Raw genomic sequence first — 17643 nt, 5'->3', positions numbered from 1 at the left:
CGGAAGTGTAAGGTTGTTTGAGATTGCAAAACACCGCTCGCGTCGGCGGTTGGCCGACCACGCAGATCATCGGTTGATTTCGCATCGGGAGGACAGCTGCCTCCCCACTTCAGCGGGACATAAAATCTCCATTCCGGTGGCCGCTTCCTACAGCAAGGGCGGCCGTTTTTCAAGCGGCCGTCGCGCCGCGCGGCCGGATCGCCCTGTTCGGCTGTGGCGCCGGCGCAAATCGGGGATTGCATCCATGCCCCTCCCGCGCGGACAGTGGGCAGAGCCATCAGGGAGGCCGGGACAATCGCCGGGGAAGGGGACCGAAAGATGACCAAGGGGCTGGCGTCGAGCCGCATCCGCATGCGCCACCTGCGCTGTTTCCTGTCGGTGGCGCATCTGGGCTCGGTCACCCGCGCCGCCGAGGCGATGGGCACGGTGCAGCCCGCCGTCTCCCGCTCGCTGCGCGAGCTGGAGGAGGAGCTGGGCAGCCCGCTGTTCGACCGCACCGCCGCCGGGCTGGTGCTGAACGCGGCGGGCAATACGCTGTTTTCCTATGTCTCGGGCGGAATCGGCCAGATCGACCGCGGGCTGGAGGCGCTGCAGGGCCAGATCGCCGACCAGCGGGTGGTGGCCTATGTGCTGCCCAATGTCGTCCGCGTGGTGATGCCCGGCGCGGTGCGGCGGTTCAAGACGCTCTCGCCGTCCGTCGATCTGCGATTCATCGCCACCACCGGCGGCGGGCTGCAACAATATCTGCGCTCGGGCGAGGTGGATTTCGGCTTTGGCCGCCTGCTCTCCGCCGAGCACATGCAGGGGATGAATTTCGAACATCTCTACAGCGAGCCGCTGGTGTTCTTTGTGCGCGCCGGCCATCCGCTGGCGGGCCGGCAGGGACTGACAATCGGCGATGTCGATCGCTATCCGGTGGTCATCCCGATCCCCGGCACCATCATCCGCGACGAGTTGGACCGCTTCCTGATCTCGCAGGGCCTGTCCCGCTTCTCCAATATGATCGAGACGATCTCCTTCGAATTCGCGCGCTCCTATCTCGCCATGTCCGAGGCGGTGGTCTGTCAGCCGCTGGGCGCGATGCGGCGCGAACTGGAGCAGGCCGCCGCCGAATGCCTCGATGTCGCCGGAGGCGCCATGGACGGGGCGGTGGGGTTGACCACTCCGGCGGGGCAGACGGTCAGCGCGCCGGCGCAACTGCTGATGCAGATGATCCGTGAAGAGGTGCGGGGTCTGGGCCTCACGGACGGCAGTGGTATAGCGAAACGGTTATAGGTTTTTCGAAATCATTATTTTTCCCCGCCCCCCGGGCTTGCTAGGTTGCGACCGAATGTCACGGGGGGAGAGGTGGCGTCGCCCCATGCGTCACAGCGAACGGCGCGGGGTATGACCAGCCGATAGCGAATGACGAAACCAAAGAATATCCTGTTCATCATGTTCGACCAGCTGCGCTGGGATTACCTGAGCTGCTATGGTCACAAGACCCTGCACACCCCCAATATCGACCGCCTGGCCGAAAAGGGCGTGCGCTTCACCCGCTGCTATATCCAGTCGCCGATCTGCGGCAGCAGCCGGATGAGCACCTATACCGGCCGCTATGTCCATTCCCACGGCGCCAGCTGGAACGGCATCCCGCTGAAGGTCGGCGAGATGACCATGGGCGATCACCTGCGCCAGGCGGGGATGGATTGCTACCTGGTCGGCAAGACCCATATGCGCGCGGACGAGGAGGGGATGGCAAGGCTGGGCCTGGAACCTGACAGCCTGATCGGCGCCCGCGTCAGCGAATGCGGCTTCGACGTGATCGAACGCGACGACGGCATGCTGCCGGAGGGGCCGGACGGCTCCTACGACCCGGACGGCGCCAGGGAATACAACAAATGGCTCAAGGCCAAGGGGTACGAGAGCGATAACCCCTGGCACGACTTCGCCAACTCCGGCCTCGACGAGGACGGCAACGTACTGTCGGGCTGGTTCCTGAAGAATTCCAGCGAGGCGGCGAACATCGCCGAGCAGGACAGCGAAACCCCCTATCTCACCGGGCGCGGCATCGAGTTCATGGAAACCCACGCCGGCCCCTGGTGTTGTCACCTTTCCTATATCAAACCGCACTGGCCCTATATCGTGCCGGAACCCTATGCCTCGATGTACGGCCCCGAGGACGTGCAGGAGGTGGTCCGCTCGGATGCCGAACGCCAGCACGCGCATCCGATCTTCAAGGCCTTCATGGATACCAAGGTGGGCGAAACCTTCTCCCGCCAGGACGTGCGCGAGGCGGTGATCCCCGCCTACATGGGGCTGATCAAACAGGCCGACGACCAGATGGGGCGGCTGTTCCAGTGGCTGGAGGAGACCGGGCGCAAGGACGACACCATGATCGTGCTCACCTCCGACCACGGCGATTTCCTGGGCGATCACTGGATGGGCGAAAAGACCTTCTTTCACGACACCTCCACCCGGGTGCCGCTGATCGTCTACGACCCCAGCCCCGAGGCCGACGCCACCCGCGGCACCACCTGCGACGCGCTGGTCGAATGCATCGACTTCGCCCCCACCTTCGTCGAGGCGGCCGGTGGCCAACCCGCCAAGCATATCCTGGAGGGCGAAAGCCTGCTGCCGATCCTGCGCGGCGAGCGCAAGGAGACGCAGCGCGATTACGTCATCTGCGAATACGATTTCTCTGCCACCCCGGTGGCGCATCTGCATGACATCGCGGTGCGCGACGCGGTGATGTTCATGGTTGCCGACAAACGCTGGAAGCTGATCCATTTCGAGGGCGGCCATCGCCCGATGCTGTTCGATCTGGCCGCCGACCCGCAGGAGCTGACCGATCTGGGCGACAGCGACATTCACGCCGACATCATCGCCGGCATGTACGACAAGCTCTTTGCCTGGAGCCGCCGCCAGTCGCAGCGCACCACCCGCAGCGAAGAGCAGCTGATCGAAATGCGGACCAAGACCCGCAAGCGCGGCGTGGTGATCGGCATCTACGACGAGAACGATACGCCGCTGGAACTCACGGTCAAATATCGCGGCCGCAAGGCACCCGACATGAAATCGGGGCCGCGCGGCTGAAATACCGGGGCCGGAGGAGGCCCCGCAATTTCCACAGGGAGGAAAAAATGAAACATCTCGCACTGGGCCTTGCCGCCCTGATCGCCTCCGGCGCGCTCGCCGCCGGACCGGCCACGGCGCAGGTCAACCTCAGCGCCGAGGCGTCGAGCCCCGGCAACAGCCCGCATGTCTCGATCCTGCATATGGCCGAGATCGCCAGCACCGCCGGCATCGCCAGCCTGCAGGTACAGGAGGGGCAGACGCTGACCAATTCGGTGCTCAACGTCGCCGAGGGGCGCACCGACATCGCGCCGATGCCGCTGATTCTGGGGTTCCTGCTGGAAAAGGGGCGGGGCCCCTATGCCAAGCAGGGCGAAAAGGGCGCCGCGCTGGCCGCCAACCTGCGCGCGCTCTACCCCTATAACGCCGGTGCCTACGGGCTGATCGCGCTGGAAAGCGAGGGCATCGACGGCTGGGACGACCTCAAGGGCAAGGAGGTCTGGAACGGCCCGCCGCGCGGCGCCGCGCTGGTCAACGCGCGTCAGGCGATCTTTCTGGCCGCCGGGCTGAAGGACGGCGAGGATTACACCGGCCACCAGTCCAACTGGGGCCAGCTTCCGACCACGCTGGTCGATGGCTCGATGGATGCCTTCGTCTTTCCGCTCACCTTTCCCTCGGCGCGGGCCACCACCATGCAGGCCGCCGGCAATGTGGTGATGATCTCGACCCCCAAAGACGTGTTCGAGAGCGATGCCTATCAAAAGATCTTCAATGCGCCGGGTAACGTGCCCATCGTCGTCAAATGGGCGGACATGGGTTATGAGGACGGCAAGGGCATCCGCCTGATCTCCGAGGACGGCACCTTTCGCGGCCTCGGCACCGCCTTTGCCGACATCGTGCACAAGGACATGTCCTTCGACATGGCCAAGGCGCTGGTGGCCGAGTACATCGCCACGCTGGATCAACTCAGCAGCAAGACCGCCTATATGAAAAACGTCGGCCTCGCCACGCTGGCGCCCGAGCTCTCCGGCTTCTGCGGGCTGAACGCGCTGAAGTACCACCCCGGCGCCGTCGCCGCCTGGGAAGAGGCGGGCTATACCGTCCCCGACTGCGCGAGGGAGTGACGCGCACCGCCGCGTGACGCCGGCCGGGGCGCCCCCCTCATGCGTCCCGGCCCCTCCGATCCGCCTGCGAACAGGGGACAGACATGACCTCCGATCAGACCATCACGCCCGGCTCTGCCCGGCGCCTTGCCCCCATGCTCGGGCTCGCGCTGGTGATCATCGGGCTGCTGAACACCCTTCCCTCGATTCCCGGCCTCGACGCGCTGGCCGCCTCGGTCCTCGGCGAAGGGGTGGTGATCCGGCGGTTCAGCTACGAATACCTCTTCCCGCTGGTCTTTGTGATCATGATGTGCGCGGTGGCGCTGGAACATTCCATGGCCCGCGATTTCCGCCAGCGCGGACGCGGCGGGGCGCTGCGGGCCTTCGGGCTGGCGATGGATGTCGCGCTGGTGGTCATGGCCGTCACCGTCGCGCTGGGCTACCTGATCGAGATCGATTCTGTCTGCCTGATCGACCAGATCACCGGCACCCGCGCCGAGCTGATCGCCGGCGCCCTTCAGGCCGAGATCGAGTTCGCCGAAACCATGGGTCTGCCGCCCCCCAACACCGTCGACGATCCCAGCTGCATCGCCACGCTGGGGCTGTGGATCTTTCCCATGGTCGCCTGCGCCATCGCGGTTTTCCTGGGCTACAACGTGCGCGTCTGGGGCTTTCCGCTGGTCGCCGTCGCCATCCTGATCGCCGCCTATACGCTGATCACCGTGCTGGTCTGGTATGTCTTCGGCGCCGATGACATCAACAAATACCTCGTCACCAAACTGGGCGGAGAGCCGCGCCAGCTGATCGACGGGCGCCCCAACATGCAGGACATCCTTGTCAACAACGCCCAGGGGCTGCTGGGCCGGTTCATGGGCATCCTGATGAACACGGTGTTTCCCTATATCGTTCTGGGCTCGCTCTTCGGCGTCTCCGCCGGCGGCCGGTCGCTGATCAAACTCGCCTTTCTCTGGACCCGGGCGTTGCGCGGCGGCCCGGCCCACGCGGCCATCGTCAGCTCCGCCCTCTTCGGCACCATCTCCGGCGGGCCGGTGGTCAATGTGCTCTCCACCGGCGTGCTCACCATCCCGATGATGCTCCGGCGCGGCTTTTCCCGCACATTTGCCGGCGGGATCGAGGCGGCGGCCTCGTCGGGCGGCCAGATCATGCCCCCCGTCATGGGCGTGGCGGCCTTTGTCCTCTCGGCGATGACGGTGGTGCCCTACCGCGAGGTGATCATCGCCGCCGCGCTGCCGGCGGCCGCCTATTTCGGCTGCCTGTTCCTGACGGTGGTGTTCCAGGCCCGCAGGCAGGGCATCGAGGCGGTGGGCGAGGCCACCGAGGATATGCGCCTGACCGGCGCGGACAGGCTGCATCTGCTGATGATCTTCGCCCCCATCGGGCTGATCCTGCTGCTGCTGCTCACCCCCAAGGAGGCGGTGGGCTGCGGCCCGCTGGCAGGTTTCTGGGGGGTGACGCAGATCGTCACCGAAAACGGCTGCCGGGCCGAGACCCTGCCCTGGCTGCTGGAGCTTTTCCAGAATTCCGCCGGCGACGCCGGATCGGCCGGCTGGTGGGCGATGGCGCTGCTCGTCGCGCTCTTCTTCCTCGATGCCGAGATCCGGAAATCCCCGGGCAAGATCGTGGCGGCGCTCGCCGACGCGGGCCTGCTGGTCAGCCGGCTTTACCTGATGTTCCTCGCCGTCTCGGTGATCGATTTCTGTCTCAACCTCACCGGGCTGTCGAATTACATCGCGGTCGATATCATCTCCTGGCTGCGCGCTTCGGGCGGGGTGATCGGCGACAGCGCGCTGTTCCTCTTCGTCGCCCTGCTGGCGACCATGCTGATGGCGATCCTGCTGGGCATGGGGATGCCCACGGTGCCCGCCTATATCAACGTGGCGCTGCTGATGGCGCCGATGCTGGTCGGCCTCGGCATCGCCAGCTTCACCGCCAATATGTTCATCTTCTACTTCGCGGTGGCCAGCGCCATCACCCCGCCGGTGGCGGTGGCCGCCTTTGCCGCCTCGTCGATCACCGGGGCCGACCCGATGCGCACCGGCATCGCCTCGGTGCGGGCCGGCGTGGTGATCTTCGTCATTCCCTTCGTCTTCGCCTTCTACCCTGAACTTCTGCTGATCGAGGCGGCGCAGCTCAGCCCGACGACGGGCGGGGCGCGCTATCTGGAGGGCTATGACGGGACCGTTCACATCGGCGGGATAGCCTTCGTGATCCTGCGGGTGGCCGCCGCCCTCTATCTTCTGGCCAGCGCGCTGGCCCGGTTCGAGGCACGCCCGATCGGTGGGGCGGAACTGATCCTGCGGCTGACCCTCGCCGTGCTGGTGCTGATGAAGGCCCCCGCGGTCAGCCTCGCGGCGCTGGCAGCCGCCGCTGCGCTGCTGCTCTGGCACTGGTCCGGGCGGCGCGGGCGGGTCTGATCCCGCCGGTGCCGGCGCGGAACCTTCGCGCGGGGCCTCTCAATCGGCCAGCGCGGCGACCACCCCGGCGTCGGGAAAACAGCTGGCCGCGCGCCCCGTCGCCTCCTGCCAGCGGCCGATGGAGCGGCGGGTCCGGAACCCCGGCAACCCGTCGGCGCCGCCCACGTCATGCCCCAGCCGCTCCAGCGCCCGCTGCATCGCCGCGATGTCCGAGCGATAAAGGCCGCCGACATCGCCCCAGCGCGCGGTGAAATCGCCCATGCCAAAGCGGATGCGGTCGCCCACATGGCCGACGAACAGCGCATAGAGATCGCTCATGTTATAGGCCTTCAGCACGTAGAAATTCGGCGTCACGATAAAGGCCGGCCCGTGCCGACCCGCCGGCATCAGCAGATACCCCTCGCCGCGCAGCTCCTGCGCCGGGAACGGCCGGCCTGAGACGCGCGCGATTCCCATCGCCTCCCACTCGGCAATCGGGCGGCCCTGATCGGGCCCCTCCAGCGTGCAGGATACCGAGGGCGGCACCGTCACCTCGAACCCCCAGTCGCGCCCCGGAACCCAGCCGTGGCGCTTGAGGTAGCTGCCGATCGAGGCGATCGTATCGGCCTGCGATCCCCAGATGTCGGCGCGCCCGTCGCCATCGCCGTCCGCCGCATGGGCAAGAAAACTGGACGGCATGAACTGCGGCTGGCCCAGCGCGCCGGCCCAGCTGCTTTTCATCGCGCGCGGGGCCACATGGCCCGCCTCGGCGATCTGCAGGGCGGCGATCAGCTCATCGGTAAAATACTCCGCCCGCGTGCTCATGAACCCCTTGGTGCCCAGCACCGCAAAGGCGTCGTGCCGGATCGCCGCCCGGCCATAGCCGCTCTCGCGTCCCCAGATGCCGAGGACGATGCGCCCGGGCACCCCGGTTTTGGCCTCGACCCGCTTCAGTGCGGCCGCATGGCGCTGGGCCATCTGCCGCCCGACCCGGGTCGCGCCATCCACCGCGCCGCGATTGAAATACTTGCCCGGCGCCCCGAATTCGGCCTGCCGCTGCGCCTTCGGGGTTTTCGGTTTGGTCCCCGGCGGCACCAGATCGGGCAGATCCCAGTTGAGGGCGACGCCGGCGAACGCCGCGTCGAAGGTGCGGCGCGACACGCCCTTTGCCCTGGCCTGCGGCCAGACGGTCCGCTCCAGCCAGACCCGGAATTGCCGCTCAGCCCCGGCGCGATCCTGGGCCGGGGCCGGGGTGGCGAACAGCGTGAGCAGCAGCGCCAGCAGCGCCAGCAGCGTCAGCAGCGGTAGGGCAGGGCGGAGACCGTTTGACAGCATGGCAAAAAGGACGTCCCGATAAGGTTCTGATCGGGGCCAGCCTATTGACAAAACTCCCCAGCTCCAAGCGCAGCAGGCCCCGGCGCAAAGAGGCGCCCCTGCGATTGATCTGCAACTTGACTGCCGGCGGGCCTTGTCGTAACCCCTGCGCCCAGGTGCGGGTGTGATGTAATGGTAGCCTGTCAGCCTTCCAAGCTGAACGCGCGGGTTCGATTCCCGCCACCCGCTCCAGAACTCTCCACCCCCGGACTGACAGCCCCCGTGCGCGCGGCCCGTCCCGCGGAACCGGCGCCAGACGCCCGCATTGCGGCGCCTGCCGGGGCCGCGCTCTGCCCGGCGTGGCAACTGGCCGCTTGACCCGCGCCGTCCGCCCGGCCATGAAACGGCCCACCACCCATGGGCAGGCCCTGTCGTCCGGTCCCAAGATGCCCGATCCCAATAAGAAGGAGCCGCCATGGCCCGCGCCGCCACCTCCCGAACCGCCCCGCCCCCCGCGCCCGGCGCGGAAGAGGATCGCGCAAGGTCGCGCAAGATCGGGATTCTCGGCTCGCTCTGGCCCTTCATGCGGCCCTATCTGGGGCTGATCCTCGCCTCTGGCGTGGCGCTGGTCTTCACCTCGGTGGTGTCGCTCACCCTGCCGCTGGCGGTGCGCCGGGTGGTCGATAATTTCCGCACCGGCTCGGGCGAGCTGCTGGACCAGTATTTCCTTGCCGCCCTCGGCATCGCCGCGCTGCTGGCGGTGGGCACCGGGCTGCGCTATGCGCTGGTCACCCGGCTGGGCGAGCGGGTCGTGGCCGACATCCGCAAGGCGGTGTTCGACCGCGTCATCGGCATGAGCCCGCAGTTCTTCGAAAACATCATGACCGGCGAGGTGCTCAGCCGGATCACCACCGACACCACGCTGATCCAGTCGGTGCTCGGCTCGTCGATCTCCATCGCGCTGCGCAACATGCTGCTGTTCATCGGCGGGCTGGGGCTGATGCTGCTGACCTCGGCCAAGCTCACCGGCATGGTGCTGCTGATCGTGCCCGCCGTGGTGGTGCCGATCCTGGTGCTGGGCCGCCGGCTGCGCGCCATCAGCCGCGAGAATCAGGACTGGATCGCCGCCTCCTCCGGCAACGCCGGCGAGGCGCTGGGCGCGGTGCAGACGGTGCAGGCCTTCACCCACGAGGGCGCCAGCCGCGCCCGCTTCGCCGAGATGACCGAAACCTCCTACCAGGTCTCCCAGCGCCGCATCCTGACCCGCGCGCTGCTGACCGTCATCGTCATCTTCCTGGTCTTCACCGGCATCGTCGGCGTGCTCTGGATCGGCGCCCGCGACGTGCGCGCCGGCGCGATGTCCGAGGGGATGCTGGTGCAGTTCGTGATCTACTCGGTGCTGGTGGCGGGCTCGGTCGCCGCCCTATCGGAGATCTGGAGCGAGCTGCAGCGCGCCGCCGGCGCCACCGAACGTCTGATCGAGCTGTTGCAGGCCACCGACGCCGTCACCGACCCCGCCGCACCGGCGGTCCTGCCGGCTCCGGTGCGCGGCGAGATCGCCTTCGACGGCGTCACCTTCCGCTATCCCGCGCGGCCCGATACCGTCGCGCTCGACGACATCTCGCTGCATATCGAGCCGGGTGAAACCGTGGCCTTTGTCGGCCCCTCGGGGGCGGGCAAGACCACCATCATCCAGCTTGTCCTGCGCTTCTACGATCCGGAGGCCGGGCAGATCCGCCTCGATGGCGTGGCGCTCCGGGACATGGCGCGCGACGACTTCCGCCGCGCCGTGGCGCTGGTGCCGCAGGACCCGGTGATCTTCGCCGCCTCGGCGCGCGACAATATCCGCTTTGGCCGCCCCGAGGCCAGCGACGAAGAGGTCGAGGCCGCCGCCCGCGCCGCCGCCGCGCATGAGTTCATCATGGCGCTGCCGCAGGGCTATGACAGCTATGTGGGCGAGCGGGGAGTGATGCTCTCGGGCGGTCAGAAACAGCGCATCGCCATCGCCCGGGCCATCCTGCGCGACGCGCCCGTGCTGCTGCTGGACGAGGCGACCAGCGCGCTGGACGCCGAAAGCGAGCGCGCGGTGCAACAGGCGGTGGACGAGCTGAGCCAGACCCGCACCACCCTGATTGTCGCCCACCGCCTCGCCACGGTGAAAAAGGCCGACCGCATCGTGGTGATGGACCAGGGCCGCATCGCCGCCATGGGCACCCATGACGAGCTGGTGGCCGGCGGCGGGCTCTACGCCCGCCTGGCCCGGTTGCAGTTCACCGATGGGGCGATGGCCGCGCAATAACGCGCCGGGGCGGGGGCATCCGTTCCGCTCCGATCCCGCCCGCCGGGGCGGGGACATGCCGGTGCCGATGCGCAGAGCGCCGGCGCCCGGACTGCCGCCCGCCCGCAAACGCGCGGGCGGGCGGCCTGTTTGCTACAGCACGAACCAGTCGGCTTGCGCCGGCGCGGCGCCGGTAATGTCGATGGTGAAATCGGCGGCGCCGTCGCCATCGACATCGCCCTCGATCCGCTGCGTGTCGCCAAGGTCGACGGCGCGCAGTTCCCCGGCGGCGCCGGAGAAATCGACATAGCCGACGAAGGTGAACGCGTCGTTCTCCTCCGTCGCCGCGTCGGCATCGATGCGGTTGAGCCTGACGATGTCGCCCTCGGCGCTGGAGAAGTCGGTGATCGTGTCCACGCTCCCCAGGTTCGCCGGGCCGAAGATGAAGCTGTCCGCACCGTCGCCGCCGGTCAGGACATCGTCGCCGCGCCCGCCGTTCAGCCAGTCGTCGCCGTCGCCGCCGAACATCCGGTCGTCGCCGGCGCCGCCGCTCAGCCTGTCGTCGCCCGCGCCGCCGAACAGCCGGTCCGCGCCGCCGCCCCGGAACAGCACGTCGTCGCCGCGGCCGCCGCGCAGCGTGTCATTGCCCGCGCCGCCATCCAGCAGGTCGCTGCCCTGATTGCCCCTCAGGACATCCTCGCCGTCGCCGCCGTCCAGCACGTCGTTGCCCCGGCGCCCGTTCAGCACGTCGTCGCCACCCCAGGCCGCGAGGTAATCGGTGACGGAACTGCCGTCGAGCACATCTGCGGTGTCGCTCGGCGCCGTGATCTGCGACGCCCCGATGTATTCATGCAGCACGTAGATTGCCGAGCGGGCGTCCTCCACCGACTGTGCCCAGTCGTTGATGCCGGCACCGGAACCGTCGGCCATCCCGAAACTCAGGCCGTCGCCGGCCTGCTTTCTGTACTGGTCGGCCCAGCCCTCGCCGGTGCCGGGGTCGTTGACGCCGTCGCCGTTCAGGTCAAAGCCCCAGATCACGTCCAGCAGCGTGCCCTGCACGAGTTCGAGGTCGGTCGGATCGCCGTCCATGTCCTGATACCACTGCATCCAGACATCGCCATAGGTCGCCACCCGATCGTAATCGAAGGTCTCGGCGGCGCCGTCCGTGAACCCGAAATAGTCGATGTTCAGCGTGTCGCCCGAGCCGGTGACCGTGTTCACGTCCATCAGCGTATGCGCGGTGATCACCGCGTCCATGCTGATCGGATTGAACTTCGAGAACACCCCGGCCAGCAAACCCGTCGGATCCCACCCCCCCGCGATCAGATCGGCGAGCGGCTGCGGCAGATTGGCCTCGGCGTTGGCCTGCACCTGGGCCCAGCTGGTGGCGCCGCCCGCCGTCATGATCAGATCGTAAAGCGCCAGGTTCTCGCGCGGCGAGTCGATCAGCACACCGTCGACCATGATGCGCCCGGATGCCTCGGCCGCGATTTCGGTCCCGGCCGCGATCTTGGCCAGCGCCTCCTTCAGCGCATTATCCACCACGCGGTCCGGCGCGCGGATGATATTGGCCCGTTCAAGCTCGACTTCCTGAACAAAGTCCGCCAGCTCCGCCGGAACCTCGAAATCCCCTTCCTCCCCCTCGACAAGGTGGATCGGAAAGGTCTCGCCGGTCTCCGCATTATAGCCGATCGGCACGATCTGGCCATTTTCGTCCAGCACCGGCTCCCCGTTGCCGCCGCCATCCGACGGGTCAAGATCCCGCGCCACCACCCACAGATCGCCGTAAAGATCGCCGTGACCACCGCTGCCACCTTTGCCGGCGGGCGTTGAAATTGCTGTATCTGCCATGGTCTCCTCCTAAGCCTTGGCCACGTTCTCAGATCAGAGAATGCTGCTTTGAGGGTCGCCCCAAAGCGAGAGGTTTGCAATGATCTGAATCAACCAAATGCATCACATGCAATCCAGGATTGTGGCAGAGCGGGGCCGCCCGCCCGTCGGGGACCGTTTTTAAAACGACGCGACGCGACAGCCTTCCCCGGCTCCGTGCCTTCCTGCGCCGCGCAAGCGGGACGGTGCCGTCCCGGCGTCTTTGGCGGCAGGGCAGGGGCCGGTCCCGGCCTCGCCGGCGGCTCCGACATCGGGATGGTCTCCGTCGTTTTGGCTCTGCGGGTTTGATTGGCAGGGCCGGCCCGCGCCATCCGATCGGCAACGCCCCGCGCGGATGGCGTCCGCATGGCCGGCGCAATTCCAGGTGATCCGCGCCCCGGTCCGAAGCGGTCTCAGGTCGCGCCCGCGTCTCGCGCGGCCGCCGCTGTTCGCCCGACGTGCCGCAAACGATCGCCAATGTGCGGAATTGCGCCAATGCAAGTCTGTGCTACTATGCCCGCGCAGGGAGGAATAGCGCGGTTGTTGGAATTCACTCACAATCCGTGGATGGTCGCGGCGTCGTTCGCGGTCGCCTTGTTTGCGGGTTTCAGCGGTCTGTCCCTGCTGCGTGGCGCCTCCCGGTTGCCCGTCGTACAGCGCAAGTTTCTGGTGGCCGTCGCAGCGATCGTTCTGGGCGGCGGCATCTGGTCGATGCATTTCGTGGCCATGCTGGGCCTGCAATTGCCCACGTTGTTCTTCTATGACGGACTGATCACGCTGATGTCGGCGCTGGTTGCCATCCTGATGGTCGGTCTGGCGCTTCTGGTGCTGCACTTCGGGCGGCGGACACCGATCTCGATCACGGCGGCCGGCAGCATCATGGGCGCCGGCATCGCGGCCATGCACTATATCGGAATGCTGGGGATGGAGCTGTGCGGGCCGGTTTTCCGCCCCCTTGGCGTGGTGGTGGCGCTGGCCGCGGCCCTTGCCCTGTCGAACCTCGCCGTCTGGGTGGCCTATGGATCGCGGACCCGGGGAAATATCCTGTTGGGCACGCTGTGCTTCGCCGCGGCGGTGGTCTCGATGCATTTCATTGCGATGGCGGGCACGCAATTCTACCGGGCGGATGTGGCCTCGACGGCGGGCCCCGTGCTCAGCAACGCCGTGTTGGCCATGCTGGTCACCGTCTCGTCCTTCGTCATCAGCGGTGTGTCGCTGCTCAGCGGCGTGTCGTTCTTCGGTTCCGCCGCAGTTACCGACACCGCCATGAACACCCCCGGGGACGCCCCCGGGCCGGACGTTGCCGCCGCCGGATCGTCGGCCGACCCTGCCGGCCCCCCGAAAGAGACGAGATCGACGGCGCTGCCGGTTCCTTACGAAAGGGACGGCAACACACGTTTCGCCGAGTCCTCCAAAATCGCGGCGGTCCGGGCCGAGGGGCACTATACCGTGCTGTATACCGGCAAGGACAAGTACCTCTGCCCGTGGTCCATCTCCGAGGCCTACAGCCGGCTCGGACCCTACCGGTTCATTCGTGTCCACCGCTCGTATCTGATCAACCCGGCCTATGTCAGCGAGTTCCGGCGCACCAAGGACACCGGCGTCTGCTTCTTCAAGAACACCGAGTCCCTCGCCAAGGCGCCGGTCAGCCGCTCGCGCCTGGCCGACGTGCGCGCGGCATTGGGTATCTGAAGTCGCAACTCGCGCGGGCTATTCGCAACTCGTGCAGAAACCTGCGACATTCGGTAGCGGCCGTTTGGCGCCGGATCTCTCGTCCCTGACCATCGTCTCGACGACATCGACAGCGATGCCGCAGGGAGGACACATCATGATACCAGCCGGGTTCGAGTATCATCGGCCCGCCGATCTGACGTCGGCGATCGGCATTCTACAAGAGCATGGCGACGAGGCGCGCGTGGTCGCGGGCGGGCACAGCCTGATCCCGATGATGAAACTGCGCATGGCCGAACTGGGCCACCTTATCGACTTGCAGGACATCGACGCGATGAAGGGCATCGCGGTCGGGGGCGACACGGTCACCATCGGCGCGATGACCACGCAGCATGAGCTGATCGTGCATGACGGGCTTGGCGCGGCGCTGCCGATCCTGCGCGAGGCGGCGCTTCAGATCGCCGATCCGCAGGTGCGCTATGTCGGCACCATCGGCGGCAACGTCGCCAACGGCGATCCCGGCAACGACATGCCCGGGCTGATGCAATGCCTGAACGCGCGCTTCGATCTGACCGGCCCCGACGGCAGCCGCCAGGTGGCGGCGCGCGACTTTTACGAGGCCGCGTATTTCACCGCCCGCGAGGACGAAGAGATCCTCACTGCGATCATCATCCCGATCCCGGCGCCGGGCACCGGCTCCGCCTATATCAAGCAGAAACGCAAGATCGGCGATTACGCCACCGCGGCCGCGGCCGTTCTGGTTGGCGACGGGACGGCCTCGGTCGCCATGACCAACCTTGCCGACACCCCGATCTGGTCGGAGGCGGCGGGCGCCGCGCTGGCCGCCGGCGATATCGACGGCTGCGCCGCGGCCATGCTGGGCGCCATCGACCCGCAGGAGGATATGCGCGGCCCGGTCGCGTTCAAGAAACACGTCGCAGCGGTGGTTCTGCGCCGCGCCATCGACAGCGCGCTGTCGCGCCGGTCGTGAGAAAGGCAAATCCATGAGCAAGATGCACGTCAAATTCACCCTCAACGGTCAGGACGTGGAGGGCCTCGCCGAACCGCGCACCCTGCTGATCCACTTCCTGCGCGAGACCCTGAACGTCACCGGCCCGCATATCGGCTGCGAAACCAGCCATTGCGGCGCCTGCACCGTGGATATGGACGGCAAATCGGTGAAATCCTGCACCGTCTTCGTCGGCCAGGCCGATGGCAGGCAGATCACCACGGTCGAGGGGCTGACCAATGCCGACGGCAGCCTCGGCGTCATTCAGGAGATGTTCCGCGAACATCACGGGCTGCAATGCGGCTTCTGCACGCCGGGGATGATCACCCGCGCGCACCGGCTGCTGCAGGAAAACCCGAACCCGACCGAGGAAGAGGTGCGCTTCGGCATCGCCGGCAACCTCTGCCGCTGCACCGGCTACCAGAACATCGTCAAGGCGATCCTGGCCTCGGCCGAACAGCTCAACGCCATGAAGGAGGCCGCGGAATGAAGGACGAGATCCAAACCCCCGCAGACCGCAGCGCCAACCTCAAGGGGATGGGCTGCTCGCGCAAGCGTGTCGAGGATGTGCGTTTTACCCAAGGCAAGGGCAACTATGTCGACGACATCAAGCTCGACGGGATGCTCGTCGGCGATTTCGTCCGCTCCCCCTATGCCCATGCGCGGGTGACGGCGATCGAGACCGAAGCGGCGCTGAAGGTGCCCGGTGTGCTCGCGGTGCTGACCGCCAAGGATCTGGAACCGCTCGGGCTGCACTGGATGCCGACGCTGGCCGGCGACAAGCAGATGGTGCTGGCCGACGGCAAGGTGCTGTTCCAGGGCCAGGAGGTGGCCTTTGTCGTCGCCACCGACCGTTACGCCGCCGCCGATGGCGTCGCCGCGGTCGAGGTCGAGTATGAGGAATTGCCGGTCGTCACCGACCCGTTCAGGGCGCTGGACCCCGATGCCCCGGTGCTGCGCGAAGACCTCGCCGGCCAGACCGAGGGCGCCCACGGCCCCCGCCGCCACCATAACCACATCTTCACTTGGGAGGTCGGCGACAAGGAGGCCACCGAAAAGGTGCTGGATGAGGCCGATGTGGTGGCCGAGGAGATGGTCTATTATCACCGCACCCACCCGATGCCTCTGGAGACCTGCGGCTGCGTCGCCTCGATGGACAAAGTCACCGGCAAGCTGACCCTCTGGGGCACCTTCCAGGCGCCGCATGCGGTGCGCACCGTCGCCTCGCTGATCTCGGGCATCGCCGAACACAACATCCGCGTCATCAGCCCGGACATCGGCGGCGGCTTCGGCAACAAGGTCGGCGTTTATCCCGGCTATATCTGCTCCATCGTCGCCTCGATCGTGACCGGCAAGCCGGTGAAATGGGTTGAAAGCCGGATGGACAACCTGATGTCCACCGCCTTTGCCCGCGACTACTGGATGAACGGCAGGATCGCCGCCACGAAAGAGGGCAAGATCACCGGTCTGTGGTGCCATACCACCGCCGATCACGGCGGCTTTGACGCCTGCGCCGACCCGACCAAGTTTCCGGCTGGCTTCATGAACATCTGCACCGGCTCCTATGACATCCCGGTGGCCTATCTGGCGGTCGACGGCGTCTATACCAACAAGGCGCCGGGCGGGGTGGCCTATCGCTGTTCCTTCCGGGTGACCGAGGCCGCCTATTTCATCGAACGGATGGTCGAGGTTCTGGCGATCAAGCTGGGGATGGATGCGGCCGAGCTGCGCCGGATCAACTTCATCCGCGAGGATCAGTTCCCCTACCAGTCGGCGCTAGGCTGGGAATACGATTCCGGCAATTACCACGCCGCCTGGGACAAGGCGCTGACGGCCGTCGGCTATGACGCGCTGCGACAGGAACAGGCGCAGCGGATCGCGGATTTCAAGGCGGGCAAGACCCGCAAGCTGCTGGGCATCGGCCTGACCCATTTCACCGAGATCGTCGGCGCCGGGCCGGTGAAAAACTGCGACATCCTCGGCCTCGGCATGTTCGACAGCTGCGAGATCCGCATCCACCCCACCGGCTCGGCCATCGCCCGGCTCGGCACCATCAGCCAGGGTCAGGGCCACGCCACCACATTCGCCCAGATCATCGCCAGCGAGATCGGCATCCCCGCCGATGACATCACGCTGGAGGAGGGCGACACCGATACCGCGCCCTACGGTCTGGGCACCTATGGCTCGCGCTCGACGCCGGTCGCCGGGGCGGCGACCGCCATGGCCGCGCGCAAGATCCGCGCCAAGGCCCAGATGATCGCGGCTTATCTGCTCGAGGTGCACGACGGCGACGTCGAATTCGACGTCGACCGCTTCGTGGTCAAGGGCGCGCCGGAACGGTTCAAGACGATGAAAGAGATCGCCTTCGCCTCGTATAACCAGGCGATCCCGGGTCTCGAACCGGGGCTGGAGGCGGTCAGCTACTATGACCCGCCGAACATGACCTACCCGTTCGGCGCCTATATCTGCGTGATGGAGATCGACGTGGACACCGGCGAGCATAAGGTGCGCAAGTTCTACGCGCTCGACGACTGCGGCACCCGGATCAACCCGATGATCATCGAGGGGCAGGTCCATGGCGGCGCCACCGAAGGCTATGCCATCGCGATGGGTCAGGAGATCGTCTATGACGACATGGGCAACCACAAGACCGCGACGCTGATGGATTTCTTCGTGCCGACCTCGTGGGAGACGCCGCATTACACCACCGATCATACGGTCACCCCCAGCCCGCATCATCCGATCGGCGCCAAGGGTGTGGGCGAAAGCCCGAATGTGGGCTCGGTCCCGTGTTTCTCCAACGCGGTGCACGATGCCTTCCGTCCGTTCGGACTGGTCCAAAGCCACATGCCGCACGATCAATGGCGCATCTGGAAGATCGCCGACGATCTGGGCCTGCATGGCTAGGGCCATATCGCCGCCCGCCACCGG

At 67.0% G+C, this 17643-nt stretch carries 11 protein-coding genes and 1 tRNA gene; 10 read left to right on the top strand and 2 right to left on the bottom strand.

The genetic code is table 11. From position 1 onward, the window contains the following. Positions 1-318 precede the first annotated feature (318 nt). The 4 genes from E1832_RS20780 to E1832_RS20765 all read left to right on the top strand — a co-directional run bounded on the left by E1832_RS20780 (position 319) and on the right by E1832_RS20765 (position 6592). The gene (locus E1832_RS20780; protein WP_133361700.1) at positions 319-1275 is read left to right on the top strand and encodes a LysR substrate-binding domain-containing protein; all 957 of its coding nucleotides are present in this window, start codon (positions 319-321) and stop codon (positions 1273-1275) included. Between the two features lie 129 nt (positions 1276-1404). Then, positions 1405-3075, top strand: coding sequence for a sulfatase-like hydrolase/transferase (locus tag E1832_RS20775; protein ID WP_133361699.1), 1671 nt, complete (start codon positions 1405-1407; stop codon positions 3073-3075). Between the two features lie 47 nt (positions 3076-3122). Further along, positions 3123-4178, top strand: coding sequence for a TAXI family TRAP transporter solute-binding subunit (locus tag E1832_RS20770; protein ID WP_133361698.1), 1056 nt, complete (start codon positions 3123-3125; stop codon positions 4176-4178). An 83-nt stretch (positions 4179-4261) separates the two neighbouring features. Further along, positions 4262-6592: a TRAP transporter fused permease subunit gene (locus E1832_RS20765; RefSeq protein WP_133361697.1), complete on the top strand. Its 2331-nt coding sequence runs from the start codon at positions 4262-4264 to the stop codon at positions 6590-6592. A 39-nt stretch (positions 6593-6631) separates the two neighbouring features. Here E1832_RS20765 and E1832_RS20760 read toward each other — a convergent pair whose 3' ends face one another. Then, positions 6632-7906 (bottom strand): lytic murein transglycosylase, encoded by a 1275-nt coding sequence (locus E1832_RS20760; protein ID WP_133361696.1) that lies wholly within the window; start codon positions 7904-7906, stop codon positions 6632-6634. A gap of 157 nt (positions 7907-8063) precedes the next feature. Between E1832_RS20760 and E1832_RS20755 the strand changes: the two genes are divergently transcribed. Further along, positions 8064-8137 (top strand) — tRNA-Gly (locus E1832_RS20755). A gap of 223 nt (positions 8138-8360) precedes the next feature. After that, the gene (locus E1832_RS20750; RefSeq protein ID WP_133361695.1) at positions 8361-10184 is read left to right on the top strand and encodes an ABC transporter transmembrane domain-containing protein; all 1824 of its coding nucleotides are present in this window, start codon (positions 8361-8363) and stop codon (positions 10182-10184) included. 132 nt (positions 10185-10316) lie between these two features. On the opposite strand, the gene E1832_RS20745 is transcribed toward E1832_RS20750, so the two are convergent. After that, on the bottom strand, positions 10317-12014 hold the full coding sequence (locus tag E1832_RS20745) for a calcium-binding protein (RefSeq protein WP_133361694.1): 1698 nt from the start codon (positions 12012-12014) through the stop codon (positions 10317-10319). A gap of 531 nt (positions 12015-12545) precedes the next feature. Between E1832_RS20745 and E1832_RS20740 the strand changes: the two genes are divergently transcribed. The 4 genes from E1832_RS20740 (at position 12546) to E1832_RS20725 (ending at position 17619) form a co-directional block, all read left to right on the top strand. Beyond that, a complete protein-coding gene (locus E1832_RS20740; RefSeq protein ID WP_245514073.1) occupies positions 12546-13724 on the top strand; it encodes an MHYT domain-containing protein in 1179 nt (392 codons plus the stop codon). A 136-nt stretch (positions 13725-13860) separates the two neighbouring features. Continuing rightward, positions 13861-14694: an FAD binding domain-containing protein gene (locus E1832_RS20735; protein WP_133361693.1), complete on the top strand. Its 834-nt coding sequence runs from the start codon at positions 13861-13863 to the stop codon at positions 14692-14694. Positions 14695-14707: 13 nt separating this feature from the next. Then, the gene (locus E1832_RS20730) at positions 14708-15202 is read left to right on the top strand and encodes a (2Fe-2S)-binding protein (RefSeq protein WP_133361692.1); all 495 of its coding nucleotides are present in this window, start codon (positions 14708-14710) and stop codon (positions 15200-15202) included. Next, positions 15199-17619 (top strand): aerobic carbon-monoxide dehydrogenase large subunit, encoded by a 2421-nt coding sequence (locus E1832_RS20725; protein WP_133361691.1) that lies wholly within the window; start codon positions 15199-15201, stop codon positions 17617-17619. Before E1832_RS20730 ends, E1832_RS20725 begins: the two co-directional genes overlap by 4 nt. Positions 17620-17643 lie beyond the last annotated feature (24 nt).

The organism is Antarcticimicrobium luteum, assembly GCF_004358185.1.
In the GTDB taxonomy this organism is placed as follows: Bacteria; Pseudomonadota; Alphaproteobacteria; order Rhodobacterales; family Rhodobacteraceae; genus Antarcticimicrobium; species Antarcticimicrobium luteum.
This window is presented reverse-complemented; position numbering and strand designations above follow the sequence as displayed.

Coding starts and splice junctions, on each gene's coding strand:
- E1832_RS20780 (WP_133361700.1), top strand. CDS start 319: ATGACCAAGGGGCTGGCGTCGAGCCGCATCCGCATGCGCCACCTGCGC.
- E1832_RS20775 (WP_133361699.1), top strand. CDS start 1,405: ATGACGAAACCAAAGAATATCCTGTTCATCATGTTCGACCAGCTGCGC.
- E1832_RS20770 (WP_133361698.1), top strand. CDS start 3,123: ATGAAACATCTCGCACTGGGCCTTGCCGCCCTGATCGCCTCCGGCGCG.
- E1832_RS20765 (WP_133361697.1), top strand. CDS start 4,262: ATGACCTCCGATCAGACCATCACGCCCGGCTCTGCCCGGCGCCTTGCC.
- E1832_RS20760 (WP_133361696.1), bottom strand. CDS start 7,906: ATGCTGTCAAACGGTCTCCGCCCTGCCCTACCGCTGCTGACGCTGCTG.
- E1832_RS20750 (WP_133361695.1), top strand. CDS start 8,361: ATGGCCCGCGCCGCCACCTCCCGAACCGCCCCGCCCCCCGCGCCCGGC.
- E1832_RS20745 (WP_133361694.1), bottom strand. CDS start 12,014: ATGGCAGATACAGCAATTTCAACGCCCGCCGGCAAAGGTGGCAGCGGT.
- E1832_RS20740 (WP_245514073.1), top strand. CDS start 12,546: ATGCCCGCGCAGGGAGGAATAGCGCGGTTGTTGGAATTCACTCACAAT.
- E1832_RS20735 (WP_133361693.1), top strand. CDS start 13,861: ATGATACCAGCCGGGTTCGAGTATCATCGGCCCGCCGATCTGACGTCG.
- E1832_RS20730 (WP_133361692.1), top strand. CDS start 14,708: ATGAGCAAGATGCACGTCAAATTCACCCTCAACGGTCAGGACGTGGAG.
- E1832_RS20725 (WP_133361691.1), top strand. CDS start 15,199: ATGAAGGACGAGATCCAAACCCCCGCAGACCGCAGCGCCAACCTCAAG.